At 45.9% G+C, this 20,627-nt stretch carries 19 protein-coding genes; 2 read left to right on the forward strand and 17 right to left on the reverse strand.

All coding sequences use genetic code 11. From position 1 onward, the window contains the following. Positions 1 to 6: 6 nt before the first annotated feature. Both B3N34_RS01020 and mnmE read left to right on the forward strand, forming a co-directional pair. The gene (locus B3N34_RS01020; protein ID WP_286974067.1) at positions 7 to 1,218 is read left to right on the forward strand and encodes a PLP-dependent aminotransferase family protein; all 1,212 of its coding nucleotides are present in this window, start codon (positions 7 to 9) and stop codon (positions 1,216 to 1,218) included. An 84-nt stretch (positions 1,219 to 1,302) separates the two neighbouring features. Continuing rightward, a complete protein-coding gene (gene mnmE / locus B3N34_RS01025) occupies positions 1,303 to 2,691 on the forward strand; it encodes a tRNA uridine-5-carboxymethylaminomethyl(34) synthesis GTPase MnmE (protein WP_286974068.1) in 1,389 nt (462 codons plus the stop codon). Positions 2,692 to 2,783: 92 nt separating this feature from the next. On the opposite strand, the gene B3N34_RS01030 is transcribed toward mnmE, so the two are convergent. The 17 genes from B3N34_RS01030 to B3N34_RS01110 form a co-directional block, all read right to left on the reverse strand. Next, the gene (locus tag B3N34_RS01030) at positions 2,784 to 3,680 is read right to left on the reverse strand and encodes a triphosphoribosyl-dephospho-CoA synthase (protein ID WP_286974069.1); all 897 of its coding nucleotides are present in this window, start codon (positions 3,678 to 3,680) and stop codon (positions 2,784 to 2,786) included. A gap of 14 nt (positions 3,681 to 3,694) precedes the next feature. Further along, a complete protein-coding gene (locus tag B3N34_RS01035) occupies positions 3,695 to 4,552 on the reverse strand; it encodes an ATP-grasp domain-containing protein (RefSeq protein WP_286974070.1) in 858 nt (285 codons plus the stop codon). Beyond that, positions 4,549 to 5,493: a methenyltetrahydromethanopterin cyclohydrolase gene (gene mch / locus B3N34_RS01040; RefSeq protein ID WP_286974071.1), complete on the reverse strand. Its 945-nt coding sequence runs from the start codon at positions 5,491 to 5,493 to the stop codon at positions 4,549 to 4,551. The genes B3N34_RS01035 and mch overlap by 4 nt, the downstream gene beginning before the upstream one ends. Further along, entirely contained in the window at positions 5,480 to 6,346 is an 867-nt protein-coding gene (locus B3N34_RS01045) for a formylmethanofuran dehydrogenase subunit C (RefSeq protein WP_286974072.1), read from the reverse strand. The genes mch and B3N34_RS01045 overlap by 14 nt, the downstream gene beginning before the upstream one ends. Positions 6,347 to 6,592: 246 nt before the next feature. Next, positions 6,593 to 7,483 carry a formylmethanofuran--tetrahydromethanopterin N-formyltransferase gene (fhcD, locus tag B3N34_RS01050; protein WP_286974074.1) on the reverse strand — a complete coding sequence of 297 codons (891 nt, stop codon included), beginning with the start codon at positions 7,481 to 7,483 and terminating at the stop codon, positions 6,593 to 6,595. Continuing rightward, positions 7,473 to 8,441 (reverse strand): beta-ribofuranosylaminobenzene 5'-phosphate synthase family protein, encoded by a 969-nt coding sequence (locus tag B3N34_RS01055; protein WP_286974076.1) that lies wholly within the window; start codon positions 8,439 to 8,441, stop codon positions 7,473 to 7,475. The genes fhcD and B3N34_RS01055 overlap by 11 nt, the downstream gene beginning before the upstream one ends. Then, complete coding sequence (locus tag B3N34_RS01060; RefSeq protein ID WP_286974078.1) at positions 8,438 to 8,989, reverse strand: DUF447 domain-containing protein; 552 nt, start codon at positions 8,987 to 8,989, stop codon at positions 8,438 to 8,440. The genes B3N34_RS01055 and B3N34_RS01060 overlap by 4 nt, the downstream gene beginning before the upstream one ends. Then, positions 8,979 to 10,307 carry a DUF6513 domain-containing protein gene (locus B3N34_RS01065; protein ID WP_286974079.1) on the reverse strand — a complete coding sequence of 443 codons (1,329 nt, stop codon included), beginning with the start codon at positions 10,305 to 10,307 and terminating at the stop codon, positions 8,979 to 8,981. Before B3N34_RS01065 ends, B3N34_RS01060 begins: the two co-directional genes overlap by 11 nt. After that, the gene (locus B3N34_RS01070; RefSeq protein WP_286974081.1) at positions 10,286 to 10,807 is read right to left on the reverse strand and encodes a flavoprotein; all 522 of its coding nucleotides are present in this window, start codon (positions 10,805 to 10,807) and stop codon (positions 10,286 to 10,288) included. Before B3N34_RS01070 ends, B3N34_RS01065 begins: the two co-directional genes overlap by 22 nt. After that, the gene (mptA, locus tag B3N34_RS01075; RefSeq protein ID WP_286974083.1) at positions 10,804 to 12,270 is read right to left on the reverse strand and encodes a GTP cyclohydrolase MptA; all 1,467 of its coding nucleotides are present in this window, start codon (positions 12,268 to 12,270) and stop codon (positions 10,804 to 10,806) included. The genes B3N34_RS01070 and mptA overlap by 4 nt, the downstream gene beginning before the upstream one ends. After that, positions 12,267 to 13,928, reverse strand: coding sequence for a formylmethanofuran dehydrogenase subunit A (locus B3N34_RS01080; RefSeq protein WP_286974085.1), 1,662 nt, complete (start codon positions 13,926 to 13,928; stop codon positions 12,267 to 12,269). The genes mptA and B3N34_RS01080 overlap by 4 nt, the downstream gene beginning before the upstream one ends. Then, positions 13,922 to 15,193: a formylmethanofuran dehydrogenase subunit B gene (locus B3N34_RS01085; RefSeq protein ID WP_286974087.1), complete on the reverse strand. Its 1,272-nt coding sequence runs from the start codon at positions 15,191 to 15,193 to the stop codon at positions 13,922 to 13,924. Before B3N34_RS01085 ends, B3N34_RS01080 begins: the two co-directional genes overlap by 7 nt. Then, positions 15,190 to 15,546, reverse strand: a complete 357-nt coding sequence (locus B3N34_RS01090; RefSeq protein WP_009202344.1) for a molybdopterin dinucleotide binding domain-containing protein — start codon at positions 15,544 to 15,546, stop codon at positions 15,190 to 15,192. The genes B3N34_RS01085 and B3N34_RS01090 overlap by 4 nt, the downstream gene beginning before the upstream one ends. Next, a complete protein-coding gene (locus B3N34_RS01095; RefSeq protein ID WP_286974088.1) occupies positions 15,527 to 16,666 on the reverse strand; it encodes an ATP-grasp domain-containing protein in 1,140 nt (379 codons plus the stop codon). Before B3N34_RS01095 ends, B3N34_RS01090 begins: the two co-directional genes overlap by 20 nt. Then, positions 16,667 to 17,524: an NADP-dependent methylenetetrahydromethanopterin/methylenetetrahydrofolate dehydrogenase gene (locus B3N34_RS01100; RefSeq protein WP_286974089.1), complete on the reverse strand. Its 858-nt coding sequence runs from the start codon at positions 17,522 to 17,524 to the stop codon at positions 16,667 to 16,669. 70 nt (positions 17,525 to 17,594) lie between these two features. Further along, complete coding sequence (locus B3N34_RS01105; RefSeq protein WP_286974090.1) at positions 17,595 to 19,130, reverse strand: DUF2193 domain-containing protein; 1,536 nt, start codon at positions 19,128 to 19,130, stop codon at positions 17,595 to 17,597. Positions 19,131 to 19,324: 194 nt separating this feature from the next. Then, positions 19,325 to 20,542, reverse strand: coding sequence for an MFS transporter (locus B3N34_RS01110; RefSeq protein WP_286974092.1), 1,218 nt, complete (start codon positions 20,540 to 20,542; stop codon positions 19,325 to 19,327). Positions 20,543 to 20,627 lie beyond the last annotated feature (85 nt).

Here is a 20,627-nt window from a genome sequence, read left to right on the forward strand (position 1 = left end):
GAGATAATGAGCGTTTGGGAAAAGCTGTACAGCGAAAAGGTAAGCACTTTGAGGCCTTCGCCGATAAGGGAAATGCTGCACGTGATAAGGCAACCGGGAATGATCTCTTTTGCAGGCGGTAATCCCGACCCCCAAAGCTTTCCGGTGGACTTGTTCTATGAGTCTGCCAGTATTTTAAAAGAACAAGGAAAAGACGTGCTCCAATACGGAACCACTGAGGGATATCCTCCACTCAAAAGCTTTCTCTGTTCGTGGCTTAAACCCAGAATGGGCAGGGCCATCACGGAAGATGAACTTTTAATAACGACGGGATCCACTCAAGTGGTAGATCTCCTTTGTTGGGCAATTTTGGACAAGGGCGACTTGATCATAACGGAAGAGCCCACCTTCGTAGGGACTGCACTGACCATGCACAATCATGGCGCTCAATTTCTAACCATACCATGTGACGCCGATGGAATGCTTGTGGATCAGCTACCCGAAAAGATAGAAAAAGCCCTATCTCAGGGCAAGCGGATAAAGTTTATCTACACAATACCTAACTTCCACAACCCCCTTGGTTGCACTATGTCCTTAGAAAGAAGGAAGAAACTGGTCGAAATAGCCAACAGATACGGGATTGCCATTCTCGAAGACGACCCTTATGCATACATACGCTTTGAGGGCGAAGACCTGCCCACGCTCTTTTCATTAGATCAGTCCGGCCTTGTAGTCCATGCCTGCACTTTTTCCAAGATCCTGGCTCCCGGAACGCGCGTTGCTTGGGCTGTAGGCAACAAGGAAATAATAAGAAAAATGGCGATCTTCAAACAAGGCATCGATTTATGCTCAAGTGTAGTAGCCCAAGCGTTGGTATATGAATATTGCAGAAAGGGACACCTCGACAGCTACTTACCCAATATCGTTGATCATTATCGCAAGAAAAGAGACAACATGGAGGAATGCCTCAAAAAATACCTCCCCCTGGAAGAAGTTACCTGGGTAAAGCCAATGGGAGGGTTTTTTTACTGGCTTGAGATGAAAAATTTAAAGACGGCCGATCTTTATGAGAAGGCCTTGCAAAAAAAGGTAGCTTTTGTTCCTGGCGAATCCTTTTACCCAAATCAAAACGGCGGCAAAAACTGCTTCAGAATGTGCTTCACCTTCGCTTCCCCAAGCGACATGGACGAAGGCATCAAACGTCTAGGAGAGGCTATGAAAGAGCTTTTGAAGTCCTAGCGAAAAACAACTGCCCTCTTCTTTCTGTTCCAAGAAAGAAGAGGTATAATCATATGATCTTTTGGACAAGGGAAAGAATAATTTGTGTTGGAAAAAAGTTTTTTAAACTTAGATGACACTATCGCATCTATATCTACAGCTTGGGGTGAGGCCGGAATAGCCATAGTAAGGCTTTCCGGTCCCCAAGCTCTTGATATTGCAGAAAAAGCATTTAGAGGAATCAAACCCCTTAAAGACACGCCCCCCAGATATATGCGAAACGGATTCTTACTCGACGAAAGGGGTGCCCCAATAGATGAGGTGTTGGGAGTTTGGTTTCGCGCGCCAAAAAGCTATACGGGCGAAGATGTGGTAGAGATCCACTGCCATGGCGGCTTGCTTGTCGCCTCAAAATGTCTCGAGCTTCTGATCGCTCATGGTGCCCGCCTTGCTGAGCCAGGAGAATTTACACAGAGGGCTTTTCTGAACGGAAGAATAGATTTAACCCAGGCCGAAGCAGTACTTGGTGTGATAAGAGCCAAAAGTGACGAAGCGCTCCTTTCTGCTGCAAGAACCTTGCGTGGGGAGCTGTCCGCCAGGGTCAATGGTATATACGATTCCCTGCTCAATATTTCTGCAACTTTAGAGGCTAACCTCGATTTTCCCGAGGAAGATATACCATATCTATCTCAAGATGATCTCTTCCAAAGTTTGAATGCAATAGCTTTAAATCTCCAAGATGTGATATATCGCTGCAAAGTTGGCAAAGCACTCAGAGAGGGAATAAAGGTAGCGATAGTCGGCCGCCCGAATGTGGGGAAATCTTCCATATTTAACGCCCTTTTAGAGGAAACGCGTGCTATTGTAACTCCTATACCAGGCACTACAAGAGACATCATAGAAGGAAGCATAGTGCACAAAGGAATTCCCATCATATTTATGGATACAGCAGGCTTGAGGGCAACGGATGACCTAGTGGAAACAATTGGCGTAAGCATGGCTCAAAAGGCTTTAAGAGAGGCCGACTTGAGGCTATGGATAATAGATGGAAGCGAGCAACTCACCAAAGAAGAGATCGACATGGCGATGGAGCTTAAAAATCACTCCCACATCGTGACGATCAATAAAGCCGATATCCCCCAAGTAATTTCACTTGAAGACGTTAAGCAAATGCTTCCAGAAAGCGAAATCATGGTCCTCTCCTCTTATGACAAAGAAGCCATAGGGGAATTAAAGGAACGAATTGTCAAGAAACTGTTCAAAGATTCGGCAATAAACGAGGGTTTCAATGCAACGGCAAGGCAAATAGAGACCTTGAAAAGCGTGTTGTCCTGTGTTGAAAATTCCATATCCTCCCTAGCATCCGGAGAGCCGCAAGATCTCGTCGCCTCCAATTTGCTCGAGGCGAGATACCATATTGACAGATTATTGGGACGTAATTTCGACGAAGACCTGATTCATTTGATTTTTAGCCAGTTTTGCGTGGGGAAATAATTAATACAAAGGTCATTAAGAAACGCCTTTCGTCGCTCAAAAATCCCCTCTTCGGTGATCGAATAAAATTATCGATTCACTGCCTCGATAAACTACCAGCGTGTGACGAGATCTCTTATAAGGCCGCGATGAATAGCGTCCAGGAAATACAAAAAAATCCCCGATACCACCAAATCTGCCGTCGTGCCTGGATTTCTTTTATTTCCTTTTTTCCGGAGGAAGTTATCGAAATTATGAATAGATTTTCTTCCTCTTTCGGTCATAACCCCTCCCCTCTCCAAAACCTCGAAGGCCTTTCCGGAAATCTCTACCGCTTCCTCCCATCCCAGCTTGCGGAATATCAAAGTATCGGGAACCTTGGAAAGGATTGTCAAAAAGGCTTGCACAGCTGCATCTCGCAATCTCAACCCCCTCTCCAGCGCGTCTGCAAAGGATGGCAAGGAGAGCTCGAAGGTAATGGAAAAATCGGTCACGTATTCCCTTGCGATAGAATCTCTATCCGAAGCAGCAGCCATTGCTTCTCTCAAAGTGATTCCCTGAGGCATCTCATTTACGTCATATAGGTCCACCCGACCCATACCGCCTGCGCCCGACATCCTTATGGCTTCATATGTCTTGACGGCGTCGCTTTCGCTTAGACTGCCAAGAACACCTCTTAAGGAATTGCGAATAGCTTCGGTATCAGAATCGTTATCGCAACATAGGGCAGCCTTAGAAAGGGGAGCCAATAGCAATATAATGCCTAAATTCACATTTGCAGAGGTGAGCTTTGCTCTTGCTTTAATGCTTTCCAAAACGATTTCTCCCACGGACAATCTGTCAAGCTCTTGAAAGGCCGAACCCAATGCGACAGCCCCTGCAAAAAAATCAAAGGGGTTAGTGTCGTGAAAAGATCTGTTTATATGAACGTTGCCAGGTTTCTTTGAGCATACTTCAACGATTGAAGCTAATTGAGCGGCCCAGAGAATCTCGTCTATAGCATACATCATGTTTAATCACTCTATCACAACATAGCATCGACAATGGTCGATGCTATGTCCGATTGCGCAACCTGCTGGAGCCCTCTCCAACCTGGTATTCCGTTAACCTCCAATAAGTAAAGCTCTCCTTCTTTGGAGGGCAAAATATCAACTCCTGCATAAAATGCTCCAACGGCCTCGACAGCGCGTAGGCTTAAATCGACTATACTGGTGTCCGGATCCAAAGGGCTAACCTCTGCTCCTAGGGCCACATTGCACCTCCAATCAGATGAGTGCCTCTTCATCGCCGCTATAACACGCCCATTTACCACGAAGACCCTTATATCACTACCTTCGTGGGGAATGAACCTTTGAAGATAGTATACATATCTACATTGATATAATGCCATAAATACTCTATGAGCAGTCTCGGGATCCGTCACCCTTATCATACCCCTGCCTTCCGAACCAAAGAGAGGCTTAACCACTACATCACATCCCAGTTCCTTAAAGGCAGCCATGGCATCTTCATATCTTTCAGTAATGTAAGTCTCCGGAACTTTCAATCCTGCCCGGGAGAGCAAGGCTGTAGTATACATCTTGTCCACAGTCCTCTCCAAAGCCCGAGGGGAATTTACAATCTCTACGTCCTTAACTTCCTCCAGCACATGAAGCAAGTCGACCCTAAATATCACCTGCTCCAACGAACCTCCAGGCAAGGAACGTACTAAAACCACATCTCCAATATCTGTCCCAACGCCCGGACAAGGTGTATCGCCCTTTATAAAAGCCTTCATTTCTTTGGCGCGAAGAACGTTAACGACAACACCTCTTTTTTGAAATGCCCTTATCAGTGCCTCAACGTGCCAGGCGTTATCCGATCCCAATATCGTTACCTTCATTGTTCAAACCATTCGCGCCTCAGAAGCTCGAGGTTTTCTCTTCCGAAGTTCTGCCAACGCCCTGTAGCAATATTGTTTATTGATACGCTTGCCGGACTGAAAAGCATGGGGTCGACATGGTAAAAGTCGTAATTATATCTTTTAAAAAGCTCCGAAAAAGGTAAACCGTAATCTTTAGAAGATGCGGAAGGCAGTTTTTCGGCGATGGAATCGATTGCAGAATCTTTGTCGCAGAGCGTAAACCACACCTTGCCACCATATAATACCGCATCATTAGTCCAACCCATAGCAGTCATAAAATCTCCTGGTGTCGGGGGAATGGGGCAAATTCCGTAACCGTGGATGAGCATCGTCGTATCGTAACCTAGTTCGAATAGTTTATGAACCCCTGTTTCAACTACTCTCGATACGATCTGAACGGCTCCTGCCAAGGAATTGCTGGGTGCCACCAAAACGTACAGATCCCTCGGATCGACTTCGCATTTTCTTGATATCGAATCCAATAAGCTTTCAGGGGGAAGTATAGATGATTCGATCGCTAGCACGGCAACGGGCGAAGTTTCTTTGTATTCAAGCACAGAATACAAGGGCTCGTTGCAGTAAAGCGACCTGGCGGGGCCGGAACCCAGTGCGAAAAAATCTCCCTCTTTCAGGGCCCAACCAGCATATTGCGAAGCAAGGCAGGCAACTGCAGGATTTGCAACCTGCACTGTAACGCTAGGGATTGATAATTCAGGATAGACCCCGAAACTTACCTCTCCAAAGCCTCCCATGCATGCCTCTGCGAAAAGTCTGCCTGCCTCATAAGAACCATTCGAACCTATGCCAACGTCTAAAACTGTCGATCCTGCCTTTGTCTTAATAACGGATATGCCCAATTCATGAGATTTTTCGATCATTTCGCTTACGCGTTCATACGCTCCCTCATTAAGAGTTTTCAAGAGTCAAAATCTCCCCCTTCCCCAGCGAAGACATATCTCCAACATACCTTCTGTAAAGACCGTTAAAAATTTCATCGTTCATGGGAAAACCGCAATCCCTTAAATACTTAAAATAAAGCTTCAGGTATGTGGGCGAATAAAGGCAACTATAGCCAAACGTTGAAAGCACTCTATCGGTTCCTCCTATCGATACTATGCTCCCCCTCTTCATGCCACCGCCTGAGTTGAGCCCCAATTTTCCAAATACGACGATCGTACCTGCTATCATGTTGGCTCCAGCAAAATCTCCGGCATCTCCCGTCACTGCTATGAGGCCTCTCCTCATCCCCTCTCCAACCCTGTTTCCGACAGAGCCGAAGACCATGATCATACCGCCTCTCATGCCCTTGCTGTTTCCCGGAAGAGGAGAGCCTAGCATGGCCTTCGCATTGCCCTTTACGATTACCGTCCCGCCCGACATCTCACAACAGCACCGTGGCTCTAAATTACCATTAACGACAATCGTTCCGCCTTTCATGCGTTGGCCCAAGTGCATGCCTGCATCTCCCTTGACCATGATTCGTCCCTGAGACATGTTTTCGCCTATTCGCTTTACGCGTTTTAGGTCTCCTTCGAATATCAAAGCCTCGTCTCCGTCGCACTTGATATCAAAGACATCCCCAAGTTCAACTGTTTGCTTTCCAATTTGCACCTTTAATTGGCCAATCTCCCTTGCACCCAGGCTCAACACCGTATCAGGTAAAATTCCGTCGACTTCGACAGGAACTTTACCGATTTCTTTCAAGGTTAAGGTAACGCCCCTTTCATTCACCGAATAGATTTTCCCCAAGGTGCATAGGGCACAACCTCTCATAAATTTCACCCCGGCCTTCGGTCTTAAATTACTGCAACCTATCCCCTCAAAAAGCAGGGACCAATTAACTACCGAATCCTCCGATATTAACTTATTGCGATTCCCACCAGAATTGCCTGGCAATTTCCTTGAGCAGTTGCCCTGAAATACGATCATCCTAATATGCTAAGCCTAAAATATATAAATACAGGTCTTTTATCGATATTTTTTGAATATACCTTAATATTTTTATGATATATTATCAAATCATATATTTTTTAAAATATCGAGCAAATAAAATTTGTACTGCCCAAGACTTCCGCCGTAGTTTCCTGCTGTTACCGAGACTACATCAGCGGCACATACGGCCAGGAGGCCGTAGCCCATCGCATCTCTTACAGACTTTTCATCCAAACCGTCTATGACTATTTCATAAACGGCATTCACTTCCTCTGACAACGAAGTCTTTACTTGCCTTTTCAGGGTGGGACAAAAAGAAACATTTGTGGAAGCGTTCAAAAAAGGGTATGTAGAGCCAACTTTACTACCGCTTCGGACGATACCGCCGGGAAAGGGAAGAATTATCCCTAGCACTTTCTTCATGGACTTTACGGCCCTTTGGGCAGCTTCGAGACAAGAGGTAACGTCTTTAGCCAAAATCAACAAGTTTCCGCCACCCACGCCTTTCTTCACGCAAAACTTTTGCTCGACCAAAAACTCCCCATCCATTACGGGAATCCTCCAAAATCTCCTCTTGTCGAGAAATTTGCTCGATTGATAAGAATCCCCAAAATATCTGAGTTTTCCGCCAACGTCTATCTGCTCTCCCTCATCAAGTCCGTTGTAGCAGGCCGTAGTGGGACAGGTCATTATGGATTGGCCTATTCTAGAGATGAGCTGAGACTCCAAAGCTGACTTGGAAACGCCAAAGATCAAAATGCTTGTTCCGGGACGGCCGTCCGGCGTCTGAGTACTATTCAACTCCCCCTCTATTCCCGCCTCACAGCCACAACCAATGACGGATGTAGCAAATCCTGTGGCAGACACCGCTGCCGTCATGGCCCATTCAGGGGTATCTGCCGTAACTACGAGGCGGCTTCCCCACATTGAAAATGCCTCTGCGTAAGTATCTTCGACATTAACTCCATTATAAATCATTACATCGATCCCCTCTCACTTCCACGCTTGCCCCTTCCTGCGCACAGGAAGTAACAAATATCAACGAGCCATCTCCAAATGTGTCTTTAAGCTTCGCGCAAATAACTCGTGCAGTCCCATGATCTTGCGTTATGCCGTAAACGGTTGGCCCCCATGAACTTTGCCCGATGCCTACAGCTCCTTCTTTTTTCATACAAAGCGCCATGTCCTCAGACAGTTGTGAGTTGAAATTCCCCCCTTGTGCCTTAGAAAAACAACGGCCAACCAAATCCTGTATTCCTGTAACAGCTTCACCAAAACCACAGATTTCTTTTTCTACAATGGAAGGCAACAGTTTCATCAATGTAATTCGACATATATTTGAAGACAACTCCTCGTGTATGCTTAGGGATCGAAATTTTTCGTCCTCTTCAGCACCGCTTATTCCTTCAAGAAACAAAGGTATTGCAACGACAAAGGCCCACTCTCGCGGAAGCAGGCTGTGAAAGAGCAAAGGAGGAAAACCTGTTCCGTCCCACCTTTTGTGCCCCCCATCCAAGACAAACCCTCCTCTTTCAAACGTTACAGTACCGACACTTGACCTTTTGCTTCTTCCCATTATGCCTGCCAAATCCTTCACCGATACGTCTATCCCGAAGAGGGCAGAAAGGGCCCTGCCTACTGCTAAGGCCAATCGCGTTCCCGATCCCAGCCCGACGTGGGAGGGTATGGAGGAAATGATTTTTATGGCAACACCTCCTTGAATGCCGAAGAAAGACAAAAACTTCTCTGCGTACTGCAATGCCCTTTCAGCATCCGGTCCCTCTCCTGTCAAAATGTCGTTCAAGGAGACATCCAGCACTACCTTTGGCTCATTTATGCCCACGCCTATGCCGCCGAAAATTCTTCCAAGGTTCCCATTTAAATCAAGAAAACCAAAATGCAGTCTAGCGCCTGTCTCGACGTGAACAGCCCTCAACTAAATACCCCCTTAAGATAATTATCTATGACGGCAAGCGCTTCCCTTTCCCGCTCTCCTCCAGTCTTTTCTACTATGATCTTCGCCTCGGATATGCACCTATCAAAAAAACTCTTTTTGTAAAATTGATATCTTGTTGCTGCTATCAAAAGTTCCATAATTGAACATTTAGCTCTATTATAGCCCTTAAAGGGACGCCCTATTCCATAATAAAGAACAGAACAGAGGAAGCTTCCTCTATCTGCCTCTCCGCTCACTTCGCAGGCATCAAATTCAATCCAGGAACAAACATCTACATATACAAATCCGGCTATTTTTTGAGCTTGTCGACATTGAAGATCAGGATCATCCAGGGCGCTAAGGCAAAAGGATAAAATGTCATCTGTCATATTGGCTACAAAGTAGCCAAATCTCAATAGATTTCTGTATGTATGGCTGGATTTATAGGGGTACAAAAAATATCGGCCTTCACTTTCCCTTAAGCCCATAGGTGCCCAATTGGGAGATCCGTCGGCATTCAAGGTGGAAACTATAACTTCATAAATCATCGTCTGACAAATAACCCCAGTCCAAGGGGCGCTCCTGCATATATTTTTTGCCCAATTTCGCGGCCAAAGAAGCTTTTTCGAGCTCTCTCCCTAAATAAAAGGCATGACCCGGATCGTTAACACCAATGGATTGAAAAAGCATATTAATATCTTTGCCCTTCAAAAATATCGAATTGTTGAAGATATATATATACTCATTTGCTACAAAAATACGGAAGTTTTTATCCGTTACTTTTTTATGAATGTCGATTATCTCCTCTTCGCTATAGACCTCGAAAGGAATATCCTTGGCTGTCACTAATCCCAGGTTAAAACCCTTGGGCAACACCCCCGATTCCCTTGCACTTTCGTGCATTAAGCTTGCCAGGTATGTTTCCCTTACTGCACCCCTAGCCCAACTTGTCACTTCAGTTGTCAAGACATAATTGATCTCGAGCTCCGCACAAATACCCAAAAGAATGGCATTTATTCCGGTAGAGTCTGCTTCCGTAAGTTCTGTCAGATTTCCGATCCCCATAAGCATCTCATCATCAGGGAAGCGCCTTCTGTATTCCACGTAGCGTCCGATCGACTCGGAAAGGCCAAAGGGAAGGGGGTCAAGAATGGGATCAACCAGATATTTCTTGCCTCTATCCCTTAATCTGGCCACGTTTCTTTCCAATGAATTAAGGTTTTTGTCTTCAAAATCGGGTATTACAACCACCGGACATGACAGCCTGAAGGCAAGATCTATGTTAAAACTGTTGACACTCAAATAAAGGTCGATGCCGAATTTATCAGCTTCTAGGGCTGTCTTTTCGTCAAATGTGTCGAGGCTAACGCATAAGTTCAACTCCTTTAAAACCGACACAATGTCGCCAATGTTGGAGATAGACCCCTTATTTGGTCCGCCAATGTCAATTATCGTTGCTCCCTTGGCTTTGTAATCAAGTGCTTTATTGACAATTTCGTTTAACGTCATCTTATGGGCATCAACTATCTCGGCCAATATCCTTATATTGGGCTTTGTCTTTTTCAAATGCGTCGAAAAACCGAAAAAGCTGGGGAGGTCTTTTAGGTCCTTAGGACCCTTCTTGACTTCCACGCCCAACGCTTCGGCAAGCACCTTCTCATCGCCCTGACACAGGCCAGGCAAAATGACGACATCCGCATCCCCTACGCTCCTCAACTGCGACATAACCCAGGTAACGTTCATAAGAGCCGCAACGGAGATAGGTAAAACGGACACTTCATAAGAAAAAGGAGGGTCCATATTCTTCAGAATATTAAGCAAGGCGTTATGGGCTAACCTGCCAGTTACAAATAAAATCTTAGACAATCTTCCAACTCCCTGAGATCATTTGCTACCCCTACACCCGGAAAAGTCTTCAGAGTCCGGAGGTGTTGCAAATCGACGGGCCTGGGGTACACCATAATTTTTCTTCCCGTTGGCGTAAGAGACTCTATCTTTGGAGATACGTCGCTTGGTAAAACAAATATCGGAACTTTTGATTTTCCAGCCTGGGAAAATAGATTTGACGGAAGGGAATCGGCTATCCCTAAAGCGCACTTAGCCACTGTATTCGAGGTCGCAGGCGCTATGACCAAAAGATCGTATCTTCCGGCAGCAAATGCTCCACAGGATGGCGAGCTCGATTTGTAGTCTTTTACTATGTTGATGTCCCTACGTTCTAAGAAATCGCCGTATTTGTACATCTTTATTACTTCAATGCCGGCGCTTGATAAAAAAAGGTCTATTTTGTCTTTGTTTTTTTCGACAATTTCCAAACATTCTTTTAGAAAATGTCCTGCCCCGGTAACAACCCATGCGACTTTCATAGCTTCAACCACTCTTCCATAGTAACACTTGAACATAAGATATCATCTTTTAAGCGTATTTCACCTCTTATATCGCCCAGTAATCCGCTTCTTTCCGCAAAGGCATTATGTTGATGGATGCTTTCCAAGCTCTCCTCTCTAGCCAATACAAAAGTATCATCGGGAAGATCGGGGTAAACTTCCACCAAATTCAACAGCATATGCCTAACAACGTCCTCAGCAAACCTGGCATTTTGATGAGCTTTATTGACAACAAAAAACTCATCAGGTCTCTTAAGCAGTTCATATGTCTCAGAACTCATTGATGCCTCTATAATATGTACCAGATGCTCCGCTCGAACGGACATGTCAGAACCGACGAGCAGCGTCCCCCTTGCCCTCTGATTATGAGTAGCCATCGGGATCAAACTGACGATCTTTGCTGCTTCCTCTGAAGTATAACCTGCTTCCTTAAGCAACATCCTCGAATGTGAAGCCATCATGTCTTGAGCGCAGGGACAGGCAGTCATCCCATCAACTTCTACGCCGATAACCCTGCGAGACATTTTGCCGTCAGTCGATGCGATACCGATGAATGTAAACAATTCCTCGGTCTTCTTGGCCGAAATCGGAGTCACCCTTTCCATTGGATACTTCGCTTTTATCCGCACCTCGGCTTTCTTAGCTCTCTGAGACTGAACAACCTGAAGGGCAAGCCTCTCGGCAAGGCTTTCAATATCCGGAGAAGGTTCCAGGGAAATCTCTTCTACTATGCCTTCCAATACATCTGTAAATCTTGACATGTGCACACCTGCTTTGTATGGATCGAGGTAGGCAAAAAAATCAAGCGTGGCGTAAAAAAGCTCCACCTTACCCTTAACCCCCAACCTTATTACCCTATTCAAATTTGTAATGCCCACCCTGGACAGGCCGACATTGATCGAGGGTCGACCACCCTGTATATCGCTTTCCAGTTTGAATTTAAGGCTTCTGTCTACCTTTTTCACAGTTGAAGCATCTATTTTTTGAGACATATCTTTTATCGTCTCGTTTGTAAGGGGGTGAACATAGTCTGGAGCTATTTCAGCCAAGGGAATTAGAGTAAAAGCTCTTTCCTGCATTCTAGGATGAGGTATCCATATATCACTTTCCTTTATTATGAGATCATCGTAAAATAAAAGATCTATATCTATGGGTCTGGGGGCATTTCTCTCAGCAAAGGTGCGTCCCATCCTCCTCTCTATCCACTTCAAAAAAGCCAACAGGTCTTTAGGCGAATCGTCGGTGATAATTTGACAAGCCATGTTCAGGTACTTCGGCTGGTCACTTCCGTCTAACGGCTCCGTTTCGTAGAAAGAAGATACCCTTTCTACTTTCGCTCTTACCTGGATATATTGAAGCGCCTGCAAAATATTGCTTTGTCTGTCGCCTAAGTTGGCTCCTAAAAGGATAAAGGCAGCGTGTCTCTGTTCCTGTAAGTTCATTGGCAGGCCACCCCTTTAGTGTCTTTTAAGTACTCTTCCTGGACGGGATAGTTATCAAAAGAAAGGGTATAGTATCTCTCAAAATCTTCTCTTATTTTATCTTCGATTAGCCCGTCATAAGAAGGATTCACCCTATATACCACCCCGGGGATATCCCTTAAAATCACACCATCCCTCACGACTATTTCTCCACCCTTAATAACCCATGACGGAAAATCAAGGGCTCGGAGACAAGGTTTAAAGCTGCAGAGACACTTTCTTTTTCCGAACTGATTAGGATCATATACCGCCACGTCTCCATCGGCTCCAATGCCCAGATGTCCCTTTTCCGGCAAGCCTAATATCTTTGCTGGAGCAGCTCTCGTTATTATCGCTATTTCATAAAGAGTATACTCTCGATTCAATTCCCTCAAGACCGACCCCTTGAAGGCCTTAGGAGGCAATAAGCTTATAAAGTGATCCCTGTAATCTTTATCCATCAAAAGCCTTACAACCTGAGGATAACAGAAGAAAGGCCCTGCATTGGGATGATCTGTCGTGAGAGCCAACTGCCACGGATCTTTAGTCAGTAAAAAAAGCTCCATACCAGTAATCCATTGAACTGCCGACGAGACCGATTTAATTTTATATTCCAAAGGAACTATTCCGCCGCCGGTCTCACACTCCACATCATCATTACACCACTTATGGCCCGTCATTTTTTGTATTCTATACTCAAGAGGCCCATCGGACGTCATAGTGACGGCATTGCCGAAAACGATTTGGCCGACGTCCATTGTCACGTTGGGATGCCCATTTAAAACTTCGGCAACAGTCCAGGCGTCACTGCGAAGCCCACCTTTTTTGTTCCTTCCATAGCTCATAAACTGCAGGTGACAGAGGTGAAGTCTGCCGGGGATATCTTTTATGATCTCCGCTGTCGTATCTGCGTTTCCGGGCAACCCTAAGTTAATTCCGTGTAGATGCACCGAATGGGGAAGTTTGAGCTCATCAACTATAGTGACTAGAGTATTTATCAATTTTCTCGATGAAATGTCAAAATGTCGTACTTCGTCATCCCAACTTTCTACATTACCTCCCCACTTCCAGTTCTCCACTCCGCCTGGATTTACTACTTTAACGCCATAACCTCCAGTTGATTTCAGCAGCCAGGCCACGATATCCCTTGCTTCGTCGATTTTGCCCTGCGAAATCCTATCCATTAAAATTTCGTTATTACCCATGGTAATTAATATTGCTTTATCCACAGAAGGCATGTCTCTTAATTCTTCATGTGTATGACGTGTTACCAGTGGGGCAGATGCAGCTTCTACGACCGTGGTGTACCCCATCTCGACGTATCTGTAGGCAGTCATGAAAGTCGTAGGCACTCTGGAACCGACGCCGGACCTCAATCCCCTTTCGGCAACCCTAAAATGCTCATAATGATCTTCGGGGCAGAGCTTTCTGCCCATATTCACTTTTGACCCTGCAATATGAGCATGCATATCAATACCACCCGGCATCACAATCATGCCATCTGCATCTATTGATATTGTATCTTTAGTGATGTGTTCGGGCTTTCCCACAATCTTGCCGCCCTCAATGTAAATGTCCCTAATTTCTCCCTTTACACCGTTTATCGGGTCATATACCCGACCGTTTTTTATCACTAACATTCTTTCACGCCCTCAAAGATAGCTTCCAAAACCTCTTCATCACTCTTTCTCTGCCGTTCCAAAGGAGCTTTTAATCGCAAGGGTACACTGTCCATTCTATAGGCAGTGCCTTCGCAGTCTACCCCATACATAGCAGTTGGAAAATAAACAGTAGCGATTTTCGCGGTCAAGCTCTCCACGGGATCTATCACTATGGATGGAATATTCTCGATATACCTTACTGCCTCAGCAGGAAAGTGTGCAACCGGATCTGATGCTATGACTAGCAAAGCGTCTGCCTCTCTGCCGGACAATAAATCAACAGCGGTAAACTCGCCGGGGCCGTACCTGGGATACCCCTTGGAAAAGTTGATGGCAAAAGGATACCCGCATAGCCAGGACATAACCTGATCCGCTCCGGTCACGTTGCCATGACCTCGCATCGGCATAGCAGAAAATCTCGTATAATTATTCAACTCCCTGACCAGAGAAAAGACCTCGCGAACGTTTAAATCCCTACCTTTCGTCATGGTCAAACCCATTCCGAAAAAGATGACACCATAACGACATGACTTCATCGTATGAACAAATTGTTGTAATAGTTCTGTCGGAACCCCTCCAACCTCGGTTGCGCTTAAAACCTTCCCTTTTAAAAGAGCCTTTATCGCTAAAAGGACCTCGTAGTCATATCCTTGCCTTATTTGTATAAATAGGTCTGCCGACTTGGCCGTCTCTGAACGACGGACATCAACGACTACGACTTTGCGGTCTTTCCTCCCTTCTGAGATGAAACGCCCCTTGGGCATGGCTGAATACCTGGCGAAGTGTCTGCTATGAGATACAAGAGGGTTGCAACCCCAAAATACAAGCAAATCTGCCCTATTTTTTATCTCCCCCAAGGTGCAGGTTGACTCTCCAACAGACTGCATGGCTAGACCCGTGGGCCCATGACATACAGAAGAAGTAGAATCTATTGAAGCACCGATAGTTTCTGCGAGCTGCACCGAGATGCGTTGCGCTTCGACCGATGTGGAAGATAAACCATATATTAATGGATACCTAGCAGAGGAGAGAATATTCGAGGCTTCTTTTATCGCCTCCGGAAAGGCAACCTCCTTACCGTTGACTCGGGGCGCACGGAAATGAGGATCGTAACCTTCGAACAAACCTCTTCCGTTGGCACATGCCTTCTCTACCTTGGTTATGTTGTTATTCTCAATAGTTAGGGTTATATCGTCACACAGGCAACCGCAAAAGGTACATACGACGTTCTTTTCGATCTTCATCGCGCCTTGTCGACCTCCACCTTTAAGCCCTTAAAGGATGGCATACCTGTCCCCTCAGTCTCGGGTCCTACCAGAAGGTTAACCATTGGGCCCATGGGCATGAAAACCACGTCTTCAGGCAATCCCATGTCTGCGCACGTCTTTACCCGCACACTTCCATAAGGAGTCGTCAATAAAATCTCCTCTCCCTCACTTAAACCAAGTTTTTCCAGAAGCAGGGGCGATAAAAAGGCCTTTTCGACTGCTTTTTTATAGCCGTCATTATTTTTACCGCCATGCATGCCCTTGGCCTGCTCCAGCGTCCGTCCGGATATCAAAGTACAAACTTGCACGTCAATCTTTCCGCCTTTCATGATAATCGTCGCTTCTTAACTCTCGATATACCTCATTTGCTCTTTCATATAGATGGAAAAGACAGCCTCCTTCGCTTATACCTTTACCAAATACGCTACATACAGGAGAACCCTTGGGAATGCTCTCGCCTGGAAATGGAATGTCGGCATGCACCCCGAGCCAACTGGATGTATCGGGGGTCACTGAATCTGCTTTGGCATAAACTATGCCTTTAGAGACGCATTCTGACGTATTGACCAAGGATACCTCTTCCAACTTGCCCTCGCAGGCCAATTTGTGGAGGGCAAGTAAGGGCATGTTGACATAGGGTTCAATCAGCTCCATAGAAGCCGTGTATCGAGGATTGATCTCCACTAAACAGGGTCTTTCGTCTCCACCTAATATAAAATCTATACCGAACAGGCCTTTTAGGCCAAAATGACCCACCATTTTCTCTCCCCATTGTGATATCACATCTGCCAGACCAGCAAAAGCAGGCGAAAGGGGAAACACGTTGCCGCACCACTTAAAGCCCGAACCCCCAAGCAATTCATCACCTATAAGCTGTCGTGTCATGCCTAAAAGTCGACAGTCCTTTCCGTTAGACAAGAAAGACGCTGAGGCTGGAAGACCTGACACGAACTCTTGAATGTAAAATCCTTCTCCTAGCTCCTCCCCCTCATAAAAACGGATGCCAAAACCGCTTCCACCATACACCGGTTTCATCAACCATCTTTCATTAAGATCCATATTGCTCGTTTCATCGGGCAGCAAGGTCGTTGGGAAATTAATCCCCATTGTGCGACAGGCGTCGCGCAATGTTACAGGATTTCTAATGTCGCGCAAAACTTCAGAATCGTTGCCTAACAATAATTTGTCTTTCGAAATAAAGTCTATAAGAGAGGGCTTGATATCTGCTCCCCCGGTATAAATAACGGCATCATATTCGATCAAGGAACAAACTTTAACGATCGATTCCTCGCTAAAAGGAAGACCAAAATCCCTTCCTACTGCCAAACTGGGAATTATGAGCCTTTGATCAAGATCTCCGAAGTAGTCGACAGCAACGATATTTAGGCCCGCCTTTAACGCAGACTGCGCTATAGCCCTTGTGCTCACCCCTACGAGTAAGACCCTCAATTAGGAAAGCTCCTTGGCCATCTCTAATATCGATTTTGCGTCATAAACGATGTCGTTTTTTTCGAAAAGTTTTGCGACGCATGCCCTGTGCACTCTCATCTTAAGTCCGCCGATTCCCATGGAACCAAACAATACCTTCCCCTCTATCACTTCTCCGTTGAAAGAAGATTTCATCCCCTCCACGCCAAGGGGCGGCACAGCGTTGACGTCCCCAAGGACTCGCAAAGTAGGATGACCCTTCCACAACTCCTCCCCGATTAAAGTAACTCCGGGCGCTCCGGTGCAAAGAGCGGCTACAGCACTATCCAGGGCTTCTTTCGTGCTTTCATCGTCGAAGGCGGCACATGCGTTTACTTCCAAACCAAACATAGCCTTTATCTCTTCCGCAGACCTTTTTGCCTTTTCCAGCTTTCTGGATGTAACAAAGACCTTTGCCCCTTCCATGGCAAACATCGCTGCTGCCCTTTGTCCTACGGGACCGGTACCCGCCAAAACAACTACCTTTTGCCCCTTTACGTCACATTCTTTGGTCATCTTTGCAACTGCAGCAGCAGCTGTGGTATTACAACCACTGGGATCGAACATGACTGAATTCCTCACGTTACCGAAAAATGTACTTTTGACTATTTCAATTATTTCGGCAGCCTCAATCACCTTGGAACCGCCTATAAAGATGGTGCTGAATTTCAAATTGTCTCCTCCGCGGGTAAACATAACTCCATAAACTAAATCCCTGACGTTTTCTTTCGTTACATTTCCATATTGCAGGACGACATCAGCTCCGGCGTCATAAGCTGTTACGGCATCGAAAACGCTGGGCAAAGAATCGCAATCCAATTGAAGCAGGATTTTTTTCAAGACATTTACCCCCTTTGCATATTAAGGGGGGCCGGAATTTCTCCGAACCCCCCATTCTACAAGACCCTAACTAAACAGCTCTATACCATTCGCAGTATCCGCAGGGGCCTGCCCCTTCACCTTTGACGTACGGGACGTTTCTCTTGATGAGCTTCGTCACGGCACATCCCTTGCAGGCTCTAACAGGAGCACCGGGCATACCGGGATTCTTGGCCACGATGTTTGTCATCAAAGTGGCGGTAGTACATTCTGGTGTCAAGTAGCACGGAAAATCTGCCAGCGCCATCAAAGCAGCAAACCTCTGAGTTATGGCACAGGCAGGATAGGTGTACCTTTGAGGATTGCTCACTATTTCGTGTTTGTCAATTGGCGAAAGGTCTACCTCGATTCCCTTAATTTTACCACCTGCTCCAAGGGGACTGATATCCAAAATTTCTTCCCCTCTCAATATTACGTCCATGAAATCCACGTTGTGAAGTTCGTCGGCCTCCCCTCTCTTCGGGTTCATGGCACAATAGTTATAGAACCGCTTTGTAAGAAGGTCAATCACCATAGGAACAGTGAAGCTGTCAAGCCATAGGATATAAGCCACGGCGCATGCCGGGGCCCCAGTAGCGACTGCCAAAACGTCCCACTCGCTTTTGAAAGCCCCTTCTTTCAAACCCTTCTTAAGGGTGTTTTCGAAGACCTGCATTACAGCATCGTATATTCCAAAGACCATGTCGTTTTTAAACATATTGTACGCCGATTGTGAAATGTGATGTCCCACATCGCCGACGCAATAAGCCGGAACAGCCGTTATGTTGGCCGGATGCACGCCGGCCTTCAAGGCAGCCACAACATAGGGACGCATTCTTTCTTTATATTGTGCCATATACTTTCTCACATCGAAGGAGCTGTGAGGACCGTGTCCGCCAAGGTTATGAGTCTCCATGAGCCTCGCCTGAGCTTCCACAGGTTCCTTATATATGAACTGGAACTGTTTTATCTCTGCATCTTCCGCCTCGGCAGCCGATTTCCCTGCCTCAATGGCAGCCCGAAAGGCAGCACCAAAGCCGTAGGATGTATTCATGCCCCAGGATTTGCAAGCAAGGATTGTCTTTTTGTCTTTGTCCGGAATATCTAATCCGAGTAAAATTTTATTCACAAGATTAGGCACAGAACCTACGGACATCGCAAAATCAACAACACATGTAGGGCCGTACATGCCGCCATATCTGCGTGCTGCCTCGCGCCCAATCAACGCCCTGTTTTCACCGATAGCTTCGATGAACTTCTCCATCGATTTCTTGAATTCCGGATCTTCCTCATACAGTATTTCGAGAATGGGCGGGGTCTGGAAATGCTCTACAAAGGGATCGTCCTCCGGCCGGATGTAGTCCGTCATGCCCTTTAAAATCTCGTAATGGGCATTGACCGACTGGACGTGAAGATCGATGACTTCCTTGCACTGACCCTCGCCTACGGACATCTTGTTGACCGCATCGACATAGGGCTTGCAGTCATCCAGCCTAAACTGACCACCGCGTTTTTCTTTTATCACAAGAAAAACGGATTTTGTGGCATCAATTGCTTCATTAAGCATCTTTTCAATTAAAGTAACCATGAAACCCTTCCCCCTCCTCAGTTTTTAAGTTTTTCTCTAGCGGAATATAGAGCAAATTTTATATCCCCTTTCTCACCCCCTCTGTTTTGAATGAATTCATAGATACACTACCTCTTTTTAATTCTCGCAAAGCATCCCTACTTTGTCAAGAAGAGCTAATGAGATGCAATATCCATTTGTTATTCAGTGCTCTATTACTTAGCGGTCTCTCGGGCAAAGATGTGAAAAACACAGGCTATACATATAACAAATGAAGCGTTCAAAAGTATCGGTGTCGAAAAACCTACCCTATCGGCAAGCCAACCCAACATAACCGGCCCAACCACGAAGCCAATATCGCTTATTGCCCTGTACAATCCCATACCTATCCCGTATTCCTCCCGCGACAGGGTATCTGCGACGTAAGCAGATATAACGGGCCCCGCTAAGCCTATGCCGATACCCATAACCATAGCACTAACGATTAACGACCAATAGCTTCTGCTGAAGGCCACCAATGCCAATCCTATGCCCAAAGCAACGCTCCCAGGCGTTATTAAAATTTTCCTAGGAAGTCTGGCGGATAGCCTGCTAGCGACAAGCAGCGCCAAAAACTGAAAAATTGTTACCACAGTCAAAACTGTACCTATGAGCGAGGCCGAAAGGTCCAATCTATCTGCTCCAAGCAAGGGTATGAGTTGGTTTTGCGTGCCGGTACGGGTGAAAAATATACCGAAGGTCACAAGCGAACCAAGCAGGAATTCTTTCTTTTCAAATAACTTCAATATGCTTCCCATAAACGTTGCTCCAGGCCTGGCATCTCCGCTTTCATCGATAGAAATGTCGTCGCAAATCTCCCTTACCGTCTTAGGGGACTTAGTTTCAGGTAGTTTAAAGTAAGCCCAGGCTGTAGCGAAAGCCGCCATGAATGCATAGACTATGAAGGGAGCTCGAATGCCCCATATATCAGCTATGTACCCCCCAAGAGTCGGACCAAGCCCTGCACCGATTAATATGGCGCCTTGATAAAAGCTCATCATGGGACCTCTGGTCCTAACGTTGCTGATATCGGCAAGCATGACCATCGCAGCTGTTGTATATAAACCGGAGCCCAGACCCTGCAAAAATCTGAAAAACAACAGTTGCGGATAGGTCTTGGCCAGGGCGCAAAAAAAGGACGCTCCCCCCAGTAAAGCTGGCCCGGCAATCAACATGGGCCGCCTTCCCAATACCTCGACCAATCTTCCGGCAGGAATATCCACCAAAATTCTTGCAACGCCAAATCCTGTAATCAAAAGTCCGACCATAGCGATATTTACTCCAAATGACCTCGCATAATGCGGTAATATAGGGCTAACTATTCCAATACCTATCATCATGATTATCGCTATTGTACACAACACGATCAATACTTCTTTTCTCTTCCTCAACATTACACCTCCATAAAATCTATCTATTCGCTTAAAAGCAATCACATAAATAAATACAAAAAATGTTTGATCGCGTAAAATATTTGTA

The sequence above is a fragment of the Acetomicrobium sp. UBA5826 genome (assembly GCF_002433005.1).
Taxonomy (GTDB): domain Bacteria; phylum Synergistota; class Synergistia; order Synergistales; family Acetomicrobiaceae; genus Acetomicrobium.